The following is a 20917-nucleotide window of genomic DNA, read 5'->3' as shown; positions in this document are numbered from 1 at the left end:
ATGTACCTGAACTGCCACACTTACCATAGCCTGCGTTATGGCACCATCCCGCTTACGGATCTGGTGCAGCAAGGCATAGCCTGCGGGGCAACCGTTATGGCACTTACCGACATCAATACAATCACAGGCATTTACGATTTTGCAAAGCAATGTTCCACCGTTGGTATCAAACCGCTTTGCGGCATAGAGTTCCGTCAGGACAACAACCTGCGCTTTATCGGGATAGCCAAATCGTTTGAGGGGATTGGCGAGCTGAACCGTTTTTTGACCGCGCATAACCTGGACGGGATGCCGCTTCCGCCGACTGCACCCGCCTTTAAGCAAGTGGCCGTTATTTACCCCTTGGAAAATGTACCTGATGCACTACAGGATAACGACTACATCGGTATCCGCCCTGAACAGCTCCCTCTACTCTTCCAGGCAAAATGGAAAGCGCTCATATACAAGATGGTCGTATTGCAACCGGTAACATTCCGTACGGAAAAGGAATACGAACTGCATAAGGTGCTCCGGGCCGTTGATAACAACAAGCTGCTCTCCATGCTGGTTTCCAAGGATATATGTGATGCGACCGAGTTCATGCTGCCACTTGAAGATTTATTGAGATGTTACCGTGATTACCCGCAGATTATATCGAACACCCAAGAGCTTATTAATAGCTGTGATTTCCATTTCGAGTATGATGTGCCTAAAAACAGGAAGTTTTACACCAAAAGCCGGGCGGCCGATATGAAACTGCTTACCAGCCTTGCGCACCAGGGCATGGCAAAGCGTTACGGGCGCAATAACAAAGCGGCCAAGGCACGGGTGGAACGCGAGCTTGCCGTGATTGACCAATTGGAGTTCAGCGGCTACTTCCTCATTACATGGGACATCATACGCTACAGCAACAGTATGGGCTTTATGCACATCGGGCGCGGCAGCGGTGCCAACAGCATCATTGCCTACTGTCTGGGTATTACCGATATCTGTCCCTTAGAACTTGACCTGTATTTTGAGCGTTTCCTGAACCTTAACCGCAAAAGCCCGCCGGACTTTGACCTGGATTGGAGCTGGAAAGAGCGCGATACCATATTACAGTATATATTTGACCGCTACGGAAGCGAGCATGTCGCCTTTTGCGGTACCAACGTAGAGTTCAAGTACCGTTCGATATTCCGTGAGGTCGGCAAAGTGTTCGGCCTTCCCAAAGAGGAACTCGATGCCCTGGCCACAAAATCCATTGATACCCACGATAATAATTCGGTGGTACGGCAGGTACACGAGTACGGCCTTATGCTGGAAAAGTTCCCGAACCAGCGCTCCATGCACTCCTGCGGTATCCTGATATCGGAAGAGCCCATTACCAACTATAGTACCCTGGTAGTACTCGAAAAAGGCTTCCCAATCGTACAGTTTGACATGCACATTGCCGAGGATATCGGCTTTGACAAGTTTGATATTTTAAGCCAGCGCGGCCTCGGGCACATTGACGAGGCGGTACGGTTGATCGAGAAAAACAAGGGGGTTAAGGTAGACATCCGTGATACCCGCATCTCCAAGGACGAAGCCTTATGCAACCAGTACCTCGGCATAGGGCGCACTATCGGCTGTTTCTATATCGAGAGCCCTGCCATGCGGGGGCTTTTACGAAGACTGAAATGTGACAACTACAAAGTTCTTGTGGCTGCTTCGTCTATTATTCGTCCCGGAGTGGCGCAAAGCGGTATGATGAAGGAATACATTTTCAGGCATAATTACCCGGATAAGTTCGAATACTTCCATGATGTTTTCCGCGAACAGCTCGGTGAGACCTACGGCATTATGGTCTACCAGGAGGATGTGATTAAAATTGCCCTGCATTATGGCGGGGTATCCGCCGCAGACGGGGATGTACTGCGCAGGGCCATGAGTGGTAAAGGGCGCTCCCTCGAAGCGCTTCAGCGGGTGAAAGATCACTTCTTTGAATGTTGCGCCGAGCAAGGCCACCCTGAACAGTTAAGCGCGGAAATTTACCGCCAGATAGAGTCTTTTGCCGGGTATTCGTTCTGCAAGGCACACTCGGCATCCTATGCCGTGGAAAGCTACCAAAGCCTTTACCTGAAAGTATATCACCCGGTGGAGTTCATGGTCGCCGTGATCAACAACCAAGGCGGGTTTTACCGTACCGAAGTATATGTGCATGAGGCGAAAATGTCGGGCGGTGTGGTCCATAACCCCTGCGTAAACAAAAGCGAATTTGAAACTACCCTATATGGTAACGATATCTACCTCGGCTATATGCACCTCCAGGGGCTTGAAGCAAAAGTTGCACGGGCGATTGTTTCAGAACGGGAGATAAACGGTGTTTATGTCTCGCTGGAAGACTTCATCAACCGTGTGCCTATAGGCATTGAAGGCGTGCAGATACTCATCTTTATCGGCGCGTTCCGTTTTACCGGCAAGACCAAGAACCAGCTACTCATTATTGCACGGCTGCTATTGGTGAACTTTAAGCCGGAAAACCGCGGCCTGACACTGCTTTCTGAACCTGTGAAAGACTACAAGCTGCCCGTACTGGAACGCTCGCTGTTTGAGGATGCCTTTGATGAAATTGAACTTTTGGGCTTTCCCGTATCCTGTACGCCATTTGAATTATTACAGACCAAACACCGTGGCGATGTGATGGCGAAAGACCTTGTGAACTACCACAAAAAGGAAGTACGGATGCTGGCTTACCTGGTATCGCGCAAGCATGTGCCGACTAAGATGGGTGCCATGTATTTCGGTACCTGGATCGATGCGAATGGCGAGTTCTTTGACACCGCCCATTTCACCGGCAGCCTGAAGCAATACCCTTTCCTGGGCGGGGGCTGTTACCTGCTTTTGGGAACTGTAGAAGTGGATTACCATTTTCCGACCATTACCATCAGCAAGATGGCCAAGATGCCCTTTATTCCCGACCCACGTTATGCCGAAGGTGATGAGAACCAGCGCAAGGCGCCGCAGCGCCTGCGCGAGGATGTCTCCATGACCGACCGCGCACCTTACCCGCAGGAACAGGAGATCAATTTGCCTCGTCACAAAATGAAAAAGGATTAAATTTGCGAAACGTATAAACGCCGATTAAACTATGAAATCAAATGGGCTAACCCGCTTTTTGGATGCACAGAACCAGGTATACCTCCGGGCATTGGAGGAAGTGAAAAACGGCAAGAAAACCACGCACTGGATGTGGTTTGTCTTTCCCCAACTTGCCGGGCTTGGGCGAAGTGATACGGCACTATTCTATGCCATAAGGGATTTACAGGAGGCAACCGACTATCTTAAACATCCGGTACTGGGAAAGAACCTGATTGAAATCGCCTCAGCACTACTCGCGCATAAGGGAAAGACCGCTACCGACATCTTCGGCTCTCCTGATGACATGAAATTGCGCTCCTCTATGACTTTGTTCGCGCAGGTTGAAGGTGCGCACCCTGTGTTCAGTGAAGTGCTGTTCAAATATTTTACCGGTTATTTGGACCCATTGACCATGGGACTGCTCCAAAGTTAATATAGATCTTATGAAACTCTATGATTTCCTATCCCTTAACGATGATTTGCAATACCAGGCCATATGGGATCATGGCGTGCACATTGACGATATTATTTTGGATAAGCGCCATTATCAGCTCTATGCCATTAATGATTTTTATGTGGAAGTACATTATGATGCTGCCTCCAATAAAATTGTAGGTAAGCTGCCTTTCAAACAAGGGGAGCCGCTCGAAAAATACCTGCGAAAAATGCCACTGCTGTAAAGGAAGGGTGGTTAAATGTGCCTATAGTTACTGAAATTCTTAAATTTGTGTATCTGCTCATTAAACACATCCAGCCATGACAGACACCCATTACTACATTACCGAGCTGCTCAAAGGTAACCTCCTACCCGGTGAACCTTCTTTTGCATTGGATGCTAATTTCCGGGCAATTGACCGGGAGGATTATCAAAGTTACCTCCCGCTGCTTTGCAGGTTCATCGAAAATGAAAAGGAACCCTACCGCAAAGCGGTAGCAAGGCTGATACTGGAACGTATTATACTTGATGAGCCCGACCTTCCTATAGCCACCTGCCTGCTCAAAGGATTGGAAAGCCCAGATCATATCACAAGGGATTTATTGCTCAGCCATATCGCACCTTTGCACTTGCCTGAAGGGACGGACCTGCATCTTATAAAAGAGTGCATCCGAAAGGGTGACCTGGTGGAACGCAATTCAGCCCTTAAGGCACTGCGGGCAGCCCCGGGCACAGAAGGCGAGCTTTTTTTGCTGGTAGTGTTACGGCGTACCGAGGACCTTTGGGATATAGAAACCATCGCCGATGTCCTGGCCGATATTGGCGGGGTGCTATCGCTCCCTGTCCTGATGGCAAGGCTCGAAGACTACAAGCCTGAAACCAACGACGCCATTTACAGCGCTTTGGAAAAGATCGCACTAAGGCTGGAAATGCCTGACGATATCAAAGAGCAAATGGGCAACCCCGATTTTTGGAAGATCAAGTGGCAGGGGACTAAGGAAAGCTTTGTCGGTTTTATGTCCATAGTGGCCCTGATGTCGGGTAATGGGGACGATGAGGAGGCTGCCGACCAGATAGCAGAGGTTTTCCGCGAGGAAATGGAAGTGGATATTGCACCGTTCCGGACCTACCGCGAGCTGCGCCTGTGCAGCGGGGATGAAGATATGTTCAGCGCTATGGCAGGCATACAAGAAAGCCTTAACTCGCGTGTACTTTTAGAGGTTGCCCTGAGTGGCACCGGTATTTCAGAAAGCAGGGAGACTCGATACCAGGATGTATATTTCAACATGTTGAACGACTACCTTTTTACGCGCCTGCGCCGGAAGATACATTTTGCTGATGACGACTTCTAAACCGGGGCAAACGGTATGATTTTGAAATAGGCAGTATTATAGCCATATTCGCATTTCAGGGCACCACGCCCTGTATGATAAGGTTTAGGTTAAAGCTTCCCGCAGCGAGTGTTGGGAAGCTTTTATTGTTTACGGATAGCCTGACTAAATTGGACGCGTTAAAGTTTTGCTATTATCATAACGGCATTTCTGCCTATTTCGTAATTTCAGTAGTCCATAACGAAGAACAATTCAGGCAGGCACACTGTTATATTAAGCATCCTTTTGCAGCGTATGGCACAAAAACCAAAATATGGACCGGACAAAATGCCTTCCAAGGTGTCGCCAATGTTGTGCACTTTAGTCAAAGATGTGCCGCAACTCCCAGGGTACCTCTACGAAATGAAATGGGACGGCTACCGTATTGTCGCCTATAAAAAGGACAGCAAGGTGCGGATGGATTCCCGAAGCGGGCTTGACTATACTGCTAAGTACCCGCCTGTCGCAGAGGCGCTGAAAAATTTAGGGCATGATGTGGTACTGGATGGTGAAGTAGTAGTTTTTGATAAGAACGATAGCCCTGACTTTGATGCCCTGCAAAAGTACAACGGCCATCATACACCAATATCATACTGCGTTTTTGACCTCTTATGGCTTGACGGCCACGACCTGAAAGATATTGCGCTGACTGAGCGCAAGAACCTGCTGCATATGCTGGTAAAAGACCACCCGGTGTTCCGCTTCAGCGAAAGCTTTGAAGATGGCAGCGCGCTTTACCAGGAAATACTAAAGCGTAACCTTGAAGGCATTGTCGCCAAGAAGAAAGACAGCCCTTACCGGGAAGATGCCCGCGGCAACGACTGGCTTAAGGTCCCCACCCGCAAGCGACAGGAATTTGTCATCGGCGGATGGGCGGAATCGGATAAGTCCCGCGCCTTTAAAAGCCTGCTTTTTGGCGCTTACAAAGATGGGAAGCTCGAATGGATCGGCCGCTCCGGGGGCGGATACAAAGACAAGGAAATGCCGGGCATCCTTAAAAAGCTTCAGGCCCTTGAAATTGACCAATCGCCCTTCGGAAATAAAGTGCTTGATACCAAAGGTGCGGTAATGCACTGGGTAAAACCCGAGCTTGTCGCCAATTTTGAGTTTGCCACCTGGACCAAATCAGGAAGGATACGCAAACCCGCCACTTTCCTGGGTTTTAGGCTGGATAAAGACCCCTCGCAGGTCGTGCGGGAAGTACCGGAAACAGCGGCCCATGTCGAAGAACTGCTCGACCATAAAGGCACTGAAAATGTCAGGTAAATATGAGAACTGTTTATAATGATTAACCTTAAAAATCATTCATATGCCATGGGCCAAAGGCGACTATCCGCCATCATACAAGAACCAGCCGGTAAAGCTGAGGGAGAAAGCCGTTGAAATAGCCAACGAGCTTTTAAAAGACGGTGCTGAAGAAGGCATTGCCATCGCAACTGGCTTAAAACGCGCCAGGGAAGTATTAAAAAAAGAACAATCCGGCGGTGATAAGCGTTCTGGAAAAAGTAAATAACCTTTAATACGTATAATTATGTCAGACGATAAAAACAAAAGGGATGGCCGTGACCGCAGCCAGGTGGCCGGTGACGAGGATTATGAAATCGGTTACCTTGCGGAGAAACTGGGTGTGACACGGGACCAGGTACGGGCAGCCATACAAAGTGTAGGCAACGACCGTGATGCGGTTGAAGCCTACCTGAAAAGAAGTAAGTAATTACAATTGGTACATCATTTTAAAGGCTGGTTAATCTGGCCTTTTTTTGTCTGGTTTTCTACTTTTTTAAAATTCATGATTTTATGTCCAAATTGTAGGGTGTATGCTTGGGTGGCGGTATTAAAACGCCCAATCTTTGCCCAATACATATAAAACTTAAAGTGTTTTTGCTTTAAATCTCGCTACTGAAAACTGGTAATTTTTAAGAAAAAACGTTTATTTAGGAACAGTCTTTCCCAACATACTACTTAATTATTTTAGCCATTGTGTTGAAATACTTACAAGAAACCCAAAGTTTTTTATTCCCAATAACATAAAACCGCTTCTTTGCCCGAGTAAGTGCGACATTGAGTATATTTGGTTTTTGTGATGCCCAGTTCCGAGCCTTTGAAGATTTTGGATCACTTCCCAATACGAGAAATACTATATCCGCTTCCTTTCCCTGGAATTTATGTATAGTCCCGCAAGATACCTTCTTATGGTTTTTCAATTTCTCATTACAATAGGAGGCTATTGATTTGAATGGAGAGATAACGTAGATATCGCCTGAATAACTTACACTTCTCAATTCGGAAATCTTTTGTATCAAAAGCTCTATTTCTTCTTTTACAACATGTTTGTTAATGAGTGTCGGACTGGCGCTCATATCAAACCAGCATGAGAGCCCGATAAATGGTTCTGTAGAATTTATATTAATGGCTTTCACCATTTGGTTGCTATAAGCAATTTCATTAGCAATCGAAAACATAGGATCATCGCAGCGTCTGTGAGTCCTTAAGGGAAAACCTGTCCAGATTTTCTCATCGGCATCGCCTGCATTCATATATGTTCCCCAAAGGGAAACCCTATCGGCTAATTGCTGTACAGAAACCCGGTAAGGCGACCAGTCAACGTCAACGGCATGTTCTTTTCTCAATTTTGTGACTAATTTTTCCGGCATGGTCACCACAGGTTCCACCTGCAAAGGGTCTCCTACGATAACACAGCGTTTTGCCCGGTGAATCAATCCAACTGCGGATTGAGGGGTAGCTTGTCCGGCCTCATCTATCAGTAACCAGCCAATTTGTTGATTACCAAGATTCGGGAAAAGCCTGCTGGCTGAAGCTAATGTAGTAGAGACCACAGGGACACAAAGAAAGAAAGTATCCCATAAATTTTGGGCAATTCCAGCATCTACTTTGACCCATCCAGCAGTCATTTCAAAGTAGGCCCTTAAGTTGTTTCTGATATTCTTTGCATTCACCAGGATGGCGTCCCGATGTAACTGTAACGCGGCAATGAATATATCACTTCTGAGCTTCGCTATTTTTGGCGAATGATAAGGATGAAGCAAATGAATATCGGAAATATCCTTATCCAAAAATTCAATATTGAAAAGGTTCTTGGTATCAATCTCATATCGTTGTGATAGGATATCCTGCAATTTTTTGTATTCCGCAAAAAAAGAGGTTACCCGGTTCAATATAGCCTCACATTCTTTTTGTTTTGATAGTACTGCCTGGATATCTTTAAGATTCTTTTCCAGTATCCCTTTTATTTCTTTTAATTCGGAATTAATTTGTTTTAAACTGGTTAGTATCTCTTCCGCCTCGGAATTCCATTTTTTAAAATTTGTGGTGTTAAAAAGTTTTTGAAAGAAAAAGAATGAAGGTTTACGCTGGCTATGGAGGTTAAGCAGGGATTGAACACGTTCGGCCTCTTTATTGGCGCTTTTTTCCTTATCCAAAACCTCTTCCTTTTTGGCTATCAATTGCCATTTAGCAGCCGGTAATTGTTCCAACATCGTAATTACTCTGGATTCCTCTTTTTTATTCTTAATAAATAATGGCAACTGTTGATGAAATGAACCAGCTAAAATTTTAAATTCTTGAAAATTAGCGAGTAATGAACGTAAGCGTTCCTGATGGCGGCCAAAAGATTCGCGATGGGCCTGGACCTCGTCATTTTCAGTGTCTTTATAGACGTTGTGCAGTAAGTCATTGAATCCTAAGATGTCAACATGGGATTCCCAAAAAGCCTTTTTGAAAGTGCTTCTGTTCTTTGCATTTCCTAAAGCAGCGGCCAATACTCCCCAGCTTTCCTCGTCTATAATAGCTTTAGCACATTCAGAAAAATAATCAGCTTCAGGAAAAACAGCAGCATCTATCTTGCTTTTGAGGGGAAGCTCTTTACTGATGTTTTCAACCGCAGCATTATTATTGCTTGCTACCACAATACCGAAGTTTCTTTGGAGTGAGGGCACAAGATTGTACGTGTGTAAGGTGAAGCCGGATTCTTTTTCAATTCTATTATAGCCTTTAAACAAATTTTCACAGCCTAATTTTGATATCGCTTTAGCGCGCTCAACGATAATCTCGGCAATAACATCCAATAAGAGAGTGGTTTTACCGGTGCCCGGCGGGCCATTTACCCCCTGTAACCCATCATTGTCCCTTAAGTTTGAAAATATGGTATTTACGGCCCCGGCCTGTGCAGAATACAAACCGTGTTCTATTTTAGCAGGCCATCTACCTGCCGGCATTAGATTGGGATCTAAAGTTTCGCAAAACAGATTCTTGCTTTTGATTAAATCTTTTCGTTCCCTTTTGGAGGGCTGCAATGTGAGATACTGCTGGAGGGCTACGCCGAGATTTTTATTGTTCTCAATGGCTGACAGGAAATTTAGATCATCCATGTAAAAACTGTTTAGGAAACCTGAAGCGGGCTCACTGTCTTTTGGGACCTCTTCCACCAATATAAATACTTTAATATTGTCCTGATACCATTTCGCAAGGTTCGTTAAGTAGCCGACCTCTTTATTCAGTTGTCCCCAATAAACCACATCCCCTTTATTTGCAGTTCCTTCTGTGGAAATGTTGGCAGGAATATTATAACGTTCCAAAAAAAGGTCTCTTGCTTTTTCCAGGTCTATGGAAACTGAAGAAAGTTCTTTCCTTTGTTCTAACACATTTATACCAAACGTATAGCTTGCAGTAATGTAGCTGTCTTGCTGCGGCCGGCCATCTTCATCGAGAATCAGGGCGGATAAACAGCTGAATCCCTGTACAGGTTCTTCCCAGTCGCTTCTTTCATCAACCTTAAGCAGTGTATTTAGGTGGTCAAGGATCAGTTTTTTTTCAATTCTACCAAAAATGAGTGTATAGCGCCATTTATAATTATTCCTGTTACCAGGTCTTTGTTGGAGCCACGGCAAGATGTCGCCATTATTGAGAAGCGCAGCATCGTTATTAAAATCTGGAAGGTCAAATATTTCTATGTCCCTCCAAAATTTCAGTATATCTCTTTGTTTCAATTGTTAACAGGATTCAGGTTAATAATGACATAGCGGGTTAATCCCAATGCGTCTGGTTGCATGTATAGGTTCACACCAACAAACTAATATACCTTTTAACACATTTTGGTATGGTAAGTAGCATTCGCGCAAACCGGAAAGTTTACCGAAGGCATACTTTACTGCTAATATACAAATCTACTTAATACCGGCCACTCACTGCCAGGTAAGTTACTTCGTGCGTGTTTTCCGAAAGTATGTGGTGATGACACCAAAGCAATGCCGTGATAATAAATTGTAGGGTGTATGCTTGGCTGGCGGTATTAAAATGCCCTATCTTTGCCCAATACATATAAAACTTAAAGTGTTTTTGCTTTAAATCTCGGTACTGAAAACTGGTAATTTTTGTATCCCCGGGAAGATAGGTAAGAACGCTCATGCCATAGGCGTGGGCGCTCGCTTATCCGGGGATTAGGTATACCAGTACCTCAGTATCGGTAAGTGTGGTGTCCCACGTTTTTTTATAGTGGTACCCATAAGTAAATAACGATTGTGGTACTGCTAAATTCTTTTGGCCCTCCAGCTTGCCCTGCCCCCGGCAACTTTTTCTCTAGTCCATCTTCTTATTTACTTACACTGCCGATAACGCCGGTGTTTTTGTAAATCACTTTCTGGTTTTTGCCAAAAAGAAGAAAAATGGACAAAGAAAGTAAGATCAAGGTAGCGCTCATTGACGATAATGAGCTGCTGCGCCATGCTATCCGGCAGTACCTTGAAAGCTTCGGCTTTGAGCTGCTCTGGGAAGCCGGACATGGACAAGAAGCTTTGGACAACCTGCAAAGCATTGAACCCTTTCCTGAGATCTGCATTGTGGATATCAATATGCCTGTGATGGACGGTTTTCACACTGTGGCGACATTGCGGCACAGATATCCCATTATAAAGCTCATTGTGTTTAGTGTAAATGATGATTACGAAAATTTAGCAAGGATGCTAAACTACCGCGTTGAAGGTTACCTGTTAAAAGGAGCCGATCCCGCGGAACTGGAAACAGCAGTACGTGCAGTCAACGAAGGTAAGCAGTATTTTAGCAAGGCCATACAGCCGTTGGTGGAGCGCTATCTGTCAGAGAGCTGACACTGTAGTAAAAAATATTGGAAATTGTACCTGCTTATCAATCGTGACTACGAATAAACATATTGCCAATGAATTGATAGGAATGGCCTGGTATGACTTTGAAATGCGCGAGCGGTTACTTAATGAACGGACACTCTCACCTGGCTATAATCCCGAAATGGAGCGCGTCCACAGAAAGAATGGCGCATCTGGAGATCATCGAATTGTGCAGCAATAAGTATTACTATAAAATTCTTAAATGGTTGATGAAATTTTCAATATCTTTAACATGCCAATCAACCTAGAATGATCACAATTAATCTATTGCCAGCGCTTTACGGAGATACTATTTTAATTGATGTTGAAAATGACTCCAAAAACACTAATATTCTTATTGACTGCGGATATAATTATAAACATGGGTTGCTGCCACTTTTAAAATGCTTTAATGCTCAGGGTAAGGTTATTGACCGATTTATTGTAAGCCATTACGACGATGATCATATTAGCAGTGCCGCAAAATTCATAAAAGAAAATGGCCAATTCGCTGATCCTAAAATCATAAAGATCAATCAAGTTTGGCATAATACCTATAGGCACCTTCAATTTGACAAAAAACGAGGTAATCCTAACGAGGAGCAGATATTGCGTATCCACAAGTTTGTCGCAGAACAGCAGCTGCCTGGCGATAATACAGGTGAAGAAATTGGGGCTGCCAAAGCTTCTCTATTGGGTCAGGTCCTTTTAGAAAAAAAATACGCGTGGAACACTGATTTTAAAGACCAGGCGGTATGCACAGAGCATGTAAAAGAGATTGTAGTAAATAATCACATCAAACTTATTTTGCTTGGACCCGATAGGCGGCAATTATCTGTACTTGAGAGCTCTTTTGAGGATGCTTTGAAGAAAATGAATATTGAAGTTTCGGATACAGACCTTTTAGATGACGCTTTTGAACTATTTAGCAGAAATGAGGGAACTGCTGAAGCGGAAATATATACCGGTAGCATTAGTGGCTCCGAAACAAGTCCTATCACAAAAGAATACATAAAGCAGGTAAAGGAAAAATCAGAATACAAGGCGGATAGTGCCCCTGGCAATGGCAGTTCAATCGCGTTTATTTTAGATACAGGTAAGAAAAAAATATTAATGCTTGCAGATGCGCATGCTGAACCCATAATGGAACAACTTAAAAGCCTGTATCCAAATCAGGAAAAGATTTATTTTGATGCAGTGAAAGTGCCGCACCATGGTAGCTTTAACAACAATCCCAAGGAGTTGTATGGATTAATTGACAGCCCATTATATCTTTTTTCGACCAATGGCGGTCACCCATCACATGTACATCCCGATATCGAAACTATTGCTTTCATAATTGACAGGCCTCTCCAGTTCGGTATAGAACAACGTAAGCTTGTCTTTAATTACAGTCCAGACCACCTAAAAGAAATTTTTAAACAGGATCTAATGGATGAATTCCACTATTCGGTTGAAATTACTAATACCGTACCATTAAATGATTGATACCAGGGACTTACAAACTAAAACTTGTAAAATATTAAATACTACAAATCAAATTGTCGGCACAGGCATTGTCGTGCATGAAAATTTAGTGCTAACCGCTTACCACGTTATTGAACATTTCCAGGATGCAATATTCACCATTAGGGATATTGCCTCCAATGAAATAACCGTGCGCGTTGCAGATGTATGCCTACAAAATGACTTAGCTATTCTGAAAACTGAGGAACATACCTTTACAAACATTGTGACGCTCTGTAAAGAAGAACCGTTTATTGGCATGGAATGGGCTACCCACGGACACCCTGAAACGCAAGAAGGACAAAGTGTAGGCACGCGGCTTAACGGAACAATTATTAATGTCATTGCGGCTACTCACACCCATGATGTAGTATTGGCACCCGGACCTATTCAGGTAAATCGTACATTTCGGGGATTCTCCGGTTCTGGCCTGATAAACCAGCTCAATCAAGTGACTTCTATAATGCGTTTCAAAGATGTCAACGACTTATGTTCCGTCAGCATTAAGAAAGCAGAGCCGTTTTTGAAGGCAAACGGAATTCCTATCCAGGAAGATGCGCTACAGGATTTTACTCAATACCTGCCGGAAATCTTTCAAACTATAAGTGGCGATTTTAAAAATATCGGCATTGGCCATGCGACGGCAGTTTCAAAAATGACGTCGCCGCAGACAATTGCAGATAGTCTTAAAGGAAAATTACTATTTCCGGAATTTGCAGGAGGCCTAGCAGAAATTATTGGCCATCTTAAACGTACCACAGGACTAAATAAACATATTTGGATGGCGTGGCTCGAATTCCTTTCTTACGTTTTAATGTTGAGGGGCCAGTTTTCGGACATAAATGCTGTGTATATCACTATACCCAAAGCCGAAGTCTCAAAATTGGTAACAGGGGTTGAAACTAAAGTAAACCAAGATATCGACCTTACACTTCAATTCTTTTTTACCAGTGAGAAAGAATATTTCGCAATTGCACAGAGGTACTTGATTGAGCATTCTATCGCTGGTACCTTGCAAAATAATCATTGCCATATTTTTCATTCTCATACCCCTTCTTTCGGTTTCCAACCTTTCACTAAAGAAGATAAGGAAAAAATCATAGTTGATATAGCGAGTCCCGCTGATGCAGGGTTAAATCTCCCGGCAAGCATAGATTTCGGTGTTTTAAGCTTTACGCAACTCTCTTTAAAGGTGGCCGGCAGCAAAACGCTTGCGGATGCAACTACAAACCTAATAGAAATTTTCACTCATGCAATTAGTTAAATCACACCATACCATTGAGCATCTGAGCGCCTTTGATGAGTTTTTCAAAGATGAACGGGTAAATTGCTGGTCTGCGGATTCCGGGAAAATAAAGATCTATCTCTTTAGTTCTATTTATGATACTGCGGACGAGCTGGCGCAGCATTATAAAGATCTACGCGACCATGTGGCCATAAGCTTTCAAAGCAGAACCCTTGAAAAAGCAGCGGAACGATGGAATCTGTATTTGCTGTACCTAGTCAAGGAGGAAATTCCACAAGAACTGAAGCAAAATATTCTCCAGGACAAATTTTCCGCGAGGAAGATGGTTTGGTTCATCGGGGATAAGCAAATTGACGATAATTACATTAAGTCAACGGCGGTAAAGTCGTTGATTGATATCGATATCCCGCAGCGTGCAGTTCAGGCCGAAAGCCTGGAAAATATTATCATCGCAAAGCATCCGCAAGTTGCTGCTGCTATACAGCGAATTGACGTCATGAATAACCGAAGTAACCTTGAAAGCCTACTTAAAATCCTGAACGATGACTAAAATAAAAAACATCCGCATCGCTGACTTTCGGATATACAATGGACAGCAGGATTTCAATTTTGAAATGGGCCACGAGGATATAGCGAATCTAATGGTTATTTATGCTCCCAATGGATTTGGTAAAACGTCTTTTTTCGACGCTGTTGAGTGGTGTTATTCCAGTAAAATCCGGCGTTTTGAAGGTCCTGTTTTGGGCAGCGAAGTAGAGCGTAAAGAATATTCAAGCGGCAATAAAATACTACTAACGAATCGAAAAAGCCATGAAAACGGCCTCATAGGGAATGTAGTTATAACAACTGTCGATAATAGGCAGATTAGCAGATCCGCAAACGACCGTAAAATTACGAATTCGCAATTTAGGCACGACTATAGGTTCAATCAAGAGATTTCAGAATTTAATTCGGATACCCTTCAAAAGCTTGTGCGCACCAACATACTTACTCAGGACCAAATCGATGAGTTTCTACGGCACACTTCGCCGGATCAAAGGTTCAATCAGTTGAAAAACTTTTGGCCCGAGGGCGAAAAAGCTGTAACCATATTACAAAAACTTGATAGCTACTTAGCGGCAGTAAAAAATCAAAAAACAGATTTAGAAAGTAATATCTCTGAAGCCAGGAACATAATTGCTGAATATTTAAACGCCGATGAGCAAATTGCCCCAATTAATATCGCGATCAAGGAGATTGTCGAAAATTCCATTTTAGATGTTAAAATCGATCCTTTATCGGAGCAGGTAAACCAGCAAACCTACGATAGTATACTATCCTTGATCCAGAGCTACATCGAAAAAGCTAAACTCAAAATTTTAGACAGTAAAGAAACTATATCCAAGGTGGGAAGTCTCCGCTCCGAACTACCCAATTATTTACAATGGATAACTGACAGAACCGCAATAGCAAAATATCTCGCACAACTCGGTGAATTAGAAAAAAGCTACGCTGATTTGCAATCGTTGATAAAATCGCAAAGTGACCAGTCAACAAATCTTGCCAGGCTTCATGGCGAGCAGCAGAAACTTACCAAACTTGTCAGTATCTATGACCTTGTTCAGAAATTGTATGCTGATGAGAGAGACCTGCGCCAGGCCATGCGCTCAGCGCACGAAAAGATTGACCGGTACCTCGGTAATGTAAGGGGTTACAATGCCTCAAAAGTATCTTTGCAGCAGTATTATGATGAAGTGCAAAGAGAGCACACCCAATTGGATCAGCGCCTCGCCTTTTGGGATAAAGAGTTAGAAAATTATCGATTTTGGACCGTTGAACAGGACAAGCTTTTGTCAAAAATTCAGCAGCAGAAAGTAGCGCTTAAAGAAAAGGAAGACGCAATGGCGTCAGAATCAGCAATACGATCAGAGCTACAGGAAATACTACGAAATCGCCAGTATGATAATTTGCCGGATATAATGAAAGTGGACCTGGTTGGCGCTATGGACAGCAGGGAACAAATTTTAAAGTCGGTGGAAGACGCAACCAATTCCATAACAGAGTTAGAGTCCACGCTTGCGCGTAACAATTCTCTTGAAGAAACTTTAGGTAATTTGCTTGAGTGGGCAGGACAATATGTAAAGGATACTGATGCAAGCCATTGCCCGGTATGTGCATCGGGATTTAAAGATGCCTCAGCGCTGCTTACAAAGATAGAGGCGCAAAAAAATCAGGGAAGCAACGCGCCGAGTCTTAAAAGGCAGATTGACGGGGCTCACGCTACACACCGAGCACTTGTTGCTTCATTAAATGAGAATGAAACTATAATTCAGGATTATATCCATGATAAAGTGGTTCTCTTTGGAGAAACTTATGCAGCGCTGCAACAACAAAAAGATAGTATTTCAAGTGAGATTCTTACTAATGAAAGGCAACTCGATAATGCAATTATATCTGCCAGTTCAAGCAGGCAACACCTTCTTGACAATCGTCAAGAAGAATTGGACGAGGCTGATCCTGATTTTGAAAGTTTTAAAAGTGAAATGCACCTGCGATTGCAAAGGCTTGCTAATATAAGCACAAGAATGTCTGCGATATTAAAAGGCAAAACAGAGCTTATCCTTTCTGCCGAGAATGTAATTTCCACTTTAAGAAATGATAATGCTACTGCCAAAAATAAGCTTGACATCTTACTGGAAGATGAAACTCTTTTGGAAGCGGAACAACTACTTGAAGATTTAGATATTTTACCGGAATCTTTTTCTAAAGAGATACTGGACCAACGCCTGAAAGCGGTTACTTCAGATATTACAAACCTGGAAACATTATTAAAAGATATAGGGGGCAAAAAAAGTGCGGCGGAACTGTTAATCGCAAATCATGCTTTAAAAATTGAACAGGCGGACGTTGCAGGAGTCAGGATTGAGAAGGAAAATGAGGCGAAGACAAATGCGGCCCATCTTGATACTTTCGAAAGTCGTGTTAAAACGCTATCTGAAGTACCTGAGTACACTGACTCGTTTTTCACACAGCAAATGAAGGTAAATACCGATGAAAGTGACGCGCTCGAAACAGAACTTAGCAGGCTTGAAGCGCTTTTCGTGGGTTTAAAAGTTATTGAAAAAAATGTAAATAAGAACTTACAACAGGATAACATTGCTACATGGAGTTCCGAAGTTACTGCATTAGAAAGCAGTCTGATTAAAATTACGGAAGGCCGGCAGACGGCTGAAGAATATATCAACCGTGAAATTCAGCATCATTTTAGTGAAGATGTCATTAATCAGATATATTCTAGGATTGAACCGCATCCAGATTTAAATCATATCAAAATTAATCCTAAGGTTACTTCCAGTGGCCCGATACTTGAAATCAAAGCTATAAGTAGCAATGAAGAACTTGACCCATCTCTGTATTTGAGTGCAGGGCAGCTCAATGTACTTTCCTTAAGTATCTTTCTGGCTAAAGCTTTCGAAGTAAATAACGATGAGATTGGTACAATTTTCATGGATGATCCTATTCAAAACTTGAGTGATATTAATGTTTTGTCTTTTATTGATCTTATAAGAACGATGATTACAAAGTATGACAGGCAGATCGTCATATCTTCTCATGATGAGAACTTTTATAAGTTAATGCGAAATAAAATGCCTTCAGACGCATTTCCAGTAAAATACTATGAAATTAAAAATTTTGGACAAGCAAGCTTTATACAGTAGATCTAGTAAGTATTTTGGGCATCCCCTTCGGGCGGGCTTTCCACTCTAATCTTTTCTCCTGGAAAAGGATATCCGCTGCAATCCCTGATGCAGAAGTGGCAGTACATTTTATATTTTACAACAAATGATCCGGTGCTATAACCGGATTTTTTTATTCCTGACAGCGTCTTACTGAATTTTTTGCGTTTGGATTTTTTCAATGCGAAACGGCAAAAAAGGCAGCTAAGGTATACCGGGGCATCCTTACAAACCAAAAGACTACGGCATAACGGCCCCTGGCCGCCCTTCGGGACTTATTCCGTTTCCTTCCGGTTTGCGGCTGCCCCGACCTTTTAGCTGGCTTTCTTTTTTTCCGTTTTTTCTTTTGAAAAAACTTGTTTTGGAGGAAGTCAGACGGCTGAAAAAGGAAAGTGAAATAAAATAATAACACTTAAAAATTTTAGTCATGAACATCATCGGAAGGCTGACAAGGGATGCGGAGGTACGCAACGTGTCAGGGGAACAGGAAGTAGTGAATTTCTCGGTAGCCATTAACGACAGCTACCGCAACAAGGAAGGCGAACGCACCGAGCAGGTAACGTTTGTGGACTGTGCCTATTGGCGCACCACAAAGGTAGCGCAGTATCTCACAAAGGGTACACTCGTAGAGCTACAGGGCAGGATTAGCCCACGGGCGTGGGTGGATATGGATGGCTCAGTAAGGGCAGCACTGAATTTCCGCGCTTCGGAAATCAAATTCCACGGGGGCGGTAAAAAGGACGAGGCAACAAACAGTACTCCTGTACAGGCCAGTACCAAGCCTAAAAACAACAAGGCAGCAGCAAAGGCAACACACGTACAGGGCGCAGAGGATAACGACGACCTGCCATTCTAACCCCAATCTTCAATTCTTTCAATTTTTTAATCTTTAAATCTTAGAAATCATGGCACATAATCTGAATTTCAACGAGCATACAGGACGCTATTCTTTCTTTAGCGTACAGCAAAAGGCATGGCACAATTTAGGGCAAATCGTAACCGATTACCCAACAAGCAGTGAGGCGATAAAACACGCAGGGCTGGATTACAAGGTAGCCAAAGCCCCCTTGTTTACCAAAGGCAGCGGCCTCATACAAACCGCAAGCGGTTTGGAAGTAACAGGCAGCGAGGTTACCGTACCGAACTACTTCGCCAACATTCGCACCGATAACAACGCCGTACTCGGCGTGGTAGGCAGGGATTACCATATCGTACAAAACAAAGACGCCTTCGCCTTTTTTGACGCTATTGTAGGCGGCGGGGATGGTATCCTGTACGAGACCGCAGGGGCATTGGGCATTGGCGAACGCATTTTCATAACCGCTAAACTGCCCGGCTATATCCGCGTGGGCAACGGGGATGATGTAACGGAAAAATACATTTTCCTGACTACCTCCCACGATGGTTCAGGCAGCATTACCGCAGCCTTTACACCCATCAGGGTAGTCTGCCAAAATACCGTTAACGCAGCCCTTCGCAACATGAGCAACGTGGTACGCATCAAGCACACCGCAGGGGCAAAACAGCGTTTGGAGGATGCACATAAGGTAATGGGTTTAGCCAATACGCTGACCGAACAACTGGAGGGCATTTTCAACGAGTGGGCTACCGTGAGGGTTACGGACAAGGAAGTGAAGAAACTGATACAGTTGGCACTTTGCCCTAACAAGGAAACCTTTGACCTTTTGAAAAAGGGTGCGGAAGATGAACTCTCTACCGTATTCAAAAACACCGTCGATGATGCTTTTTCCTATGCCATGCTCAGCGATACGCAGCAGATGGACACCACCCGTGGCACATTGTACGGGGCGTATAATGCGGTGACAGGCTACTACCAAAACGTACGCAACTACAAGGACAGCGAAGCCAAGCTGCAATCCATCATCATGGGCGGTACAGCGCAGGGGAAATCACAAAAGGCATTTGAGCTGTGCAGCAGCTTTGCCAAAGACGGCAGCGACATTTTTCTATTCAACTAAATCTTGCAAGCTAACAGGGGCAGGTACTGCCTGTCCCTTAATACCTATACGCCATGAAGACATTAAAGCAACTAAACAACGTAGAGAAAGCAAGGGTACTGCACGCATGGTTCCCTGAGGAGATACCCGCCTTATTGGACACCATTCAGGGCATGAGCAACAACATCATACAAAACGAGGCAGAACACCGCGCCAAATGGCAGGAAGGGCTGTTCGGGTTTGACTTTTGGCTACAGCTTGCAGGGCAAGCCGAACGCATCATCAAACAGTACGGCAAAGGGCTGCACAAAAGCAATAAGGTATTTTCCGACCAACTCTTTGACCATTACCAAGCCATTTATACAATACACTGTGTAATAGCCTATGCCAAGACACGGCAATTGGAGAACCGCAAATTCTATTTGGCAACGGACTTATTATTTGACATCTAATCTTAATCCTTATGGAGACGATAACCACATTCATAAACGCACACCCTAAAAGCCTGATGCTTTTGGGGGTGGCACTACTCATTCGCTTTTGGGTAAACCGCCGCAGGTTCAATCGCAGGGGTTGGGGCGGTATGCAGCACTTTACAAGCTATGGCAAAGCACTCTTTACCACTGTATTTGAAAAAATACTGATGCTCATTGCAATGCTGCTCATTGTAGCTGCTATCCTTTTATTTCTTACAGGACACTAACAGATTTTATTATGGAAACGAACTTTTTTCAGTCCATTGCCGCCCTGAATGTTGCAGGCGGGTGGACACTCAATATTACCAATGATACCACAGGCAAATGGGTAGTATCGGCATTGTTCTACAACGACAAAGTGGGCGATGATGCCCGCAAGCGTGTACCGCCGATTATCCTGAAAGGCACTACTGCCGAACTGGACGCAGGATTTTTTGCGGCGATAGCACAGCCCGTACAGGAAACCGCCGCCCTGTTTACCAACATGGAAGCCTACTTGAAACAGCGTGAACAGGCAAAAGCCGCCTCACAAATGGAAAAGGACAAAGCCGCCAAAGCGGATAAGGACAAGACCGATAAGCAAAAAAAATATGAGGAAGCCATGAAAAAGGTGGATGAACTGGAGGTGGAGGGCAAGTACAAGGACGCCTGGATGAAAGTGCCAAGCCCGCAGGACTATCCCGATGAAGCAGAAGCCCTGCGCGCCCGTAAGGCTTTGCTGTCTGCCCAATTCGCCCCCGATTTGTTTAATGAACCCAAAACCGCATAGCCATGTTAGTTACAGCCAAATTAGAACGGGTATTTACCTTTAAGGAAAAAGGGCAGGAAATACGCCTTGCCGACCCCTCAGATACCTTTAGCCCCGAGGCGGTACTGAACTTTTATGCACAGACCTACCCAATACTGACCACAGCCACCATACAGGGGCCTGTCATTAAGGACGATACAATACAGTATGAATTTGCCGCCCAAATTGGCACAAAGGGATAAG

At 44.1% G+C, this 20917-nt stretch carries 20 protein-coding genes; 19 read left to right on the top strand and 1 reads right to left on the bottom strand.

What is annotated here, in order from left to right; genetic code table 11:
- The 7 genes from AC3WJC_RS12685 to AC3WJC_RS12655 all read left to right on the top strand — a co-directional run bounded on the left by AC3WJC_RS12685 (nt 1) and on the right by AC3WJC_RS12655 (nt 6601).
- Nucleotides 1-3060 (top strand): DNA polymerase III subunit alpha, encoded by a 3060-nt coding sequence (locus tag AC3WJC_RS12685; RefSeq protein ID WP_492399485.1) that lies wholly within the window; start codon nt 1-3, stop codon nt 3058-3060.
- 31 nt (nt 3061-3091) lie between these two features.
- Nucleotides 3092-3514 carry a DUF1810 domain-containing protein gene (locus AC3WJC_RS12680; RefSeq protein ID WP_492399484.1) on the top strand — a complete coding sequence of 141 codons (423 nt, stop codon included), beginning with the start codon at nt 3092-3094 and terminating at the stop codon, nt 3512-3514.
- Nucleotides 3515-3524: 10 nt separating this feature from the next.
- A complete protein-coding gene (locus AC3WJC_RS12675; protein WP_492399483.1) occupies nt 3525-3761 on the top strand; it encodes a hypothetical protein in 237 nt (78 codons plus the stop codon).
- Between the two features lie 76 nt (nt 3762-3837).
- Nucleotides 3838-4869, top strand: a complete 1032-nt coding sequence (locus tag AC3WJC_RS12670) for a hypothetical protein (protein WP_492399482.1) — start codon at nt 3838-3840, stop codon at nt 4867-4869.
- Between the two features lie 273 nt (nt 4870-5142).
- Nucleotides 5143-6153 carry a non-homologous end-joining DNA ligase gene (ligD, locus tag AC3WJC_RS12665; RefSeq protein WP_492399481.1) on the top strand — a complete coding sequence of 337 codons (1011 nt, stop codon included), beginning with the start codon at nt 5143-5145 and terminating at the stop codon, nt 6151-6153.
- A 43-nt stretch (nt 6154-6196) separates the two neighbouring features.
- Nucleotides 6197-6400, top strand: a complete 204-nt coding sequence (locus AC3WJC_RS12660) for a DUF2188 domain-containing protein (protein WP_492399480.1) — start codon at nt 6197-6199, stop codon at nt 6398-6400.
- A gap of 18 nt (nt 6401-6418) precedes the next feature.
- Nucleotides 6419-6601 (top strand): DUF3606 domain-containing protein, encoded by a 183-nt coding sequence (locus tag AC3WJC_RS12655; protein WP_492399479.1) that lies wholly within the window; start codon nt 6419-6421, stop codon nt 6599-6601.
- 244 nt (nt 6602-6845) lie between these two features.
- On the opposite strand, the gene AC3WJC_RS12650 is transcribed toward AC3WJC_RS12655, so the two are convergent.
- Nucleotides 6846-9893, bottom strand: a complete 3048-nt coding sequence (locus AC3WJC_RS12650; RefSeq protein ID WP_492399478.1) for a DEAD/DEAH box helicase — start codon at nt 9891-9893, stop codon at nt 6846-6848.
- A 675-nt stretch (nt 9894-10568) separates the two neighbouring features.
- On the opposite strand from AC3WJC_RS12650, the gene AC3WJC_RS12645 reads away from it, so the two are divergent.
- The 12 genes from AC3WJC_RS12645 to AC3WJC_RS12590 all read left to right on the top strand — a co-directional run bounded on the left by AC3WJC_RS12645 (nt 10569) and on the right by AC3WJC_RS12590 (nt 20916).
- Complete coding sequence (locus AC3WJC_RS12645; RefSeq protein WP_492399477.1) at nt 10569-11009, top strand: response regulator; 441 nt, start codon at nt 10569-10571, stop codon at nt 11007-11009.
- A 43-nt stretch (nt 11010-11052) separates the two neighbouring features.
- Entirely contained in the window at nt 11053-11226 is a 174-nt protein-coding gene (locus AC3WJC_RS12640; protein WP_492399476.1) for a hypothetical protein, read from the top strand.
- A gap of 68 nt (nt 11227-11294) precedes the next feature.
- Nucleotides 11295-12512, top strand: coding sequence for an MBL fold metallo-hydrolase (locus tag AC3WJC_RS12635; protein ID WP_492399475.1), 1218 nt, complete (start codon nt 11295-11297; stop codon nt 12510-12512).
- Nucleotides 12505-13794: a S1 family peptidase gene (locus tag AC3WJC_RS12630; RefSeq protein ID WP_492399474.1), complete on the top strand. Its 1290-nt coding sequence runs from the start codon at nt 12505-12507 to the stop codon at nt 13792-13794. Before AC3WJC_RS12635 ends, AC3WJC_RS12630 begins: the two co-directional genes overlap by 8 nt.
- A complete protein-coding gene (locus AC3WJC_RS12625) occupies nt 13781-14326 on the top strand; it encodes an ABC-three component system middle component 1 (protein ID WP_492399473.1) in 546 nt (181 codons plus the stop codon). Before AC3WJC_RS12630 ends, AC3WJC_RS12625 begins: the two co-directional genes overlap by 14 nt.
- Nucleotides 14319-17474: an AAA family ATPase gene (locus AC3WJC_RS12620; RefSeq protein WP_492399472.1), complete on the top strand. Its 3156-nt coding sequence runs from the start codon at nt 14319-14321 to the stop codon at nt 17472-17474. The genes AC3WJC_RS12625 and AC3WJC_RS12620 overlap by 8 nt, the downstream gene beginning before the upstream one ends.
- A gap of 445 nt (nt 17475-17919) precedes the next feature.
- Entirely contained in the window at nt 17920-18348 is a 429-nt protein-coding gene (locus tag AC3WJC_RS12615) for a single-stranded DNA-binding protein (RefSeq protein ID WP_492399471.1), read from the top strand.
- 49 nt (nt 18349-18397) lie between these two features.
- A complete protein-coding gene (locus AC3WJC_RS12610) occupies nt 18398-19471 on the top strand; it encodes a DUF932 domain-containing protein (protein WP_492399470.1) in 1074 nt (357 codons plus the stop codon).
- A 53-nt stretch (nt 19472-19524) separates the two neighbouring features.
- A complete protein-coding gene (locus AC3WJC_RS12605) occupies nt 19525-19902 on the top strand; it encodes a hypothetical protein (protein ID WP_492399469.1) in 378 nt (125 codons plus the stop codon).
- Nucleotides 19903-19913: 11 nt separating this feature from the next.
- Nucleotides 19914-20153, top strand: coding sequence for a hypothetical protein (locus tag AC3WJC_RS12600; protein ID WP_492399468.1), 240 nt, complete (start codon nt 19914-19916; stop codon nt 20151-20153).
- Nucleotides 20154-20164: 11 nt separating this feature from the next.
- Complete coding sequence (locus AC3WJC_RS12595) at nt 20165-20695, top strand: PRTRC system protein E (protein ID WP_492399467.1); 531 nt, start codon at nt 20165-20167, stop codon at nt 20693-20695.
- A gap of 2 nt (nt 20696-20697) precedes the next feature.
- Nucleotides 20698-20916 (top strand): PRTRC system protein C, encoded by a 219-nt coding sequence (locus AC3WJC_RS12590; protein WP_492399466.1) that lies wholly within the window; start codon nt 20698-20700, stop codon nt 20914-20916.
- The last annotated feature ends 1 nt before the right edge of the window (nt 20917 follow it).

The sequence above is a fragment of the Mucilaginibacter sp. FW306-07-L genome (genome assembly GCF_058782065.1).
This window is presented reverse-complemented; position numbering and strand designations above follow the sequence as displayed.

Bases quoted from the DNA above. Each gene is read 5' to 3' on its own strand.
- AC3WJC_RS12610 (WP_492399470.1), top strand. From the start codon at position 18,398: ATGGCACATAATCTGAATTTCAACGAGCATACAGGACGCTATTCTTTC.
- AC3WJC_RS12670 (WP_492399482.1), top strand. From the start codon at position 3,838: ATGACAGACACCCATTACTACATTACCGAGCTGCTCAAAGGTAACCTC.
- AC3WJC_RS12655 (WP_492399479.1), top strand. From the start codon at position 6,419: ATGTCAGACGATAAAAACAAAAGGGATGGCCGTGACCGCAGCCAGGTG.
- AC3WJC_RS12590 (WP_492399466.1), top strand. From the start codon at position 20,698: ATGTTAGTTACAGCCAAATTAGAACGGGTATTTACCTTTAAGGAAAAA.
- ligD (WP_492399481.1), top strand. From the start codon at position 5,143: ATGGCACAAAAACCAAAATATGGACCGGACAAAATGCCTTCCAAGGTG.
- AC3WJC_RS12685 (WP_492399485.1), top strand. From the start codon at position 1: ATGTACCTGAACTGCCACACTTACCATAGCCTGCGTTATGGCACCATC.
- AC3WJC_RS12680 (WP_492399484.1), top strand. From the start codon at position 3,092: ATGAAATCAAATGGGCTAACCCGCTTTTTGGATGCACAGAACCAGGTA.
- AC3WJC_RS12605 (WP_492399469.1), top strand. From the start codon at position 19,525: ATGAAGACATTAAAGCAACTAAACAACGTAGAGAAAGCAAGGGTACTG.
- AC3WJC_RS12675 (WP_492399483.1), top strand. From the start codon at position 3,525: ATGAAACTCTATGATTTCCTATCCCTTAACGATGATTTGCAATACCAG.
- AC3WJC_RS12600 (WP_492399468.1), top strand. From the start codon at position 19,914: ATGGAGACGATAACCACATTCATAAACGCACACCCTAAAAGCCTGATG.
- AC3WJC_RS12630 (WP_492399474.1), top strand. From the start codon at position 12,505: ATGATTGATACCAGGGACTTACAAACTAAAACTTGTAAAATATTAAAT.
- AC3WJC_RS12620 (WP_492399472.1), top strand. From the start codon at position 14,319: ATGACTAAAATAAAAAACATCCGCATCGCTGACTTTCGGATATACAAT.
- AC3WJC_RS12625 (WP_492399473.1), top strand. From the start codon at position 13,781: ATGCAATTAGTTAAATCACACCATACCATTGAGCATCTGAGCGCCTTT.
- AC3WJC_RS12645 (WP_492399477.1), top strand. From the start codon at position 10,569: ATGGACAAAGAAAGTAAGATCAAGGTAGCGCTCATTGACGATAATGAG.
- AC3WJC_RS12615 (WP_492399471.1), top strand. From the start codon at position 17,920: ATGAACATCATCGGAAGGCTGACAAGGGATGCGGAGGTACGCAACGTG.
- AC3WJC_RS12635 (WP_492399475.1), top strand. From the start codon at position 11,295: ATGATCACAATTAATCTATTGCCAGCGCTTTACGGAGATACTATTTTA.
- AC3WJC_RS12660 (WP_492399480.1), top strand. From the start codon at position 6,197: ATGCCATGGGCCAAAGGCGACTATCCGCCATCATACAAGAACCAGCCG.
- AC3WJC_RS12595 (WP_492399467.1), top strand. From the start codon at position 20,165: ATGGAAACGAACTTTTTTCAGTCCATTGCCGCCCTGAATGTTGCAGGC.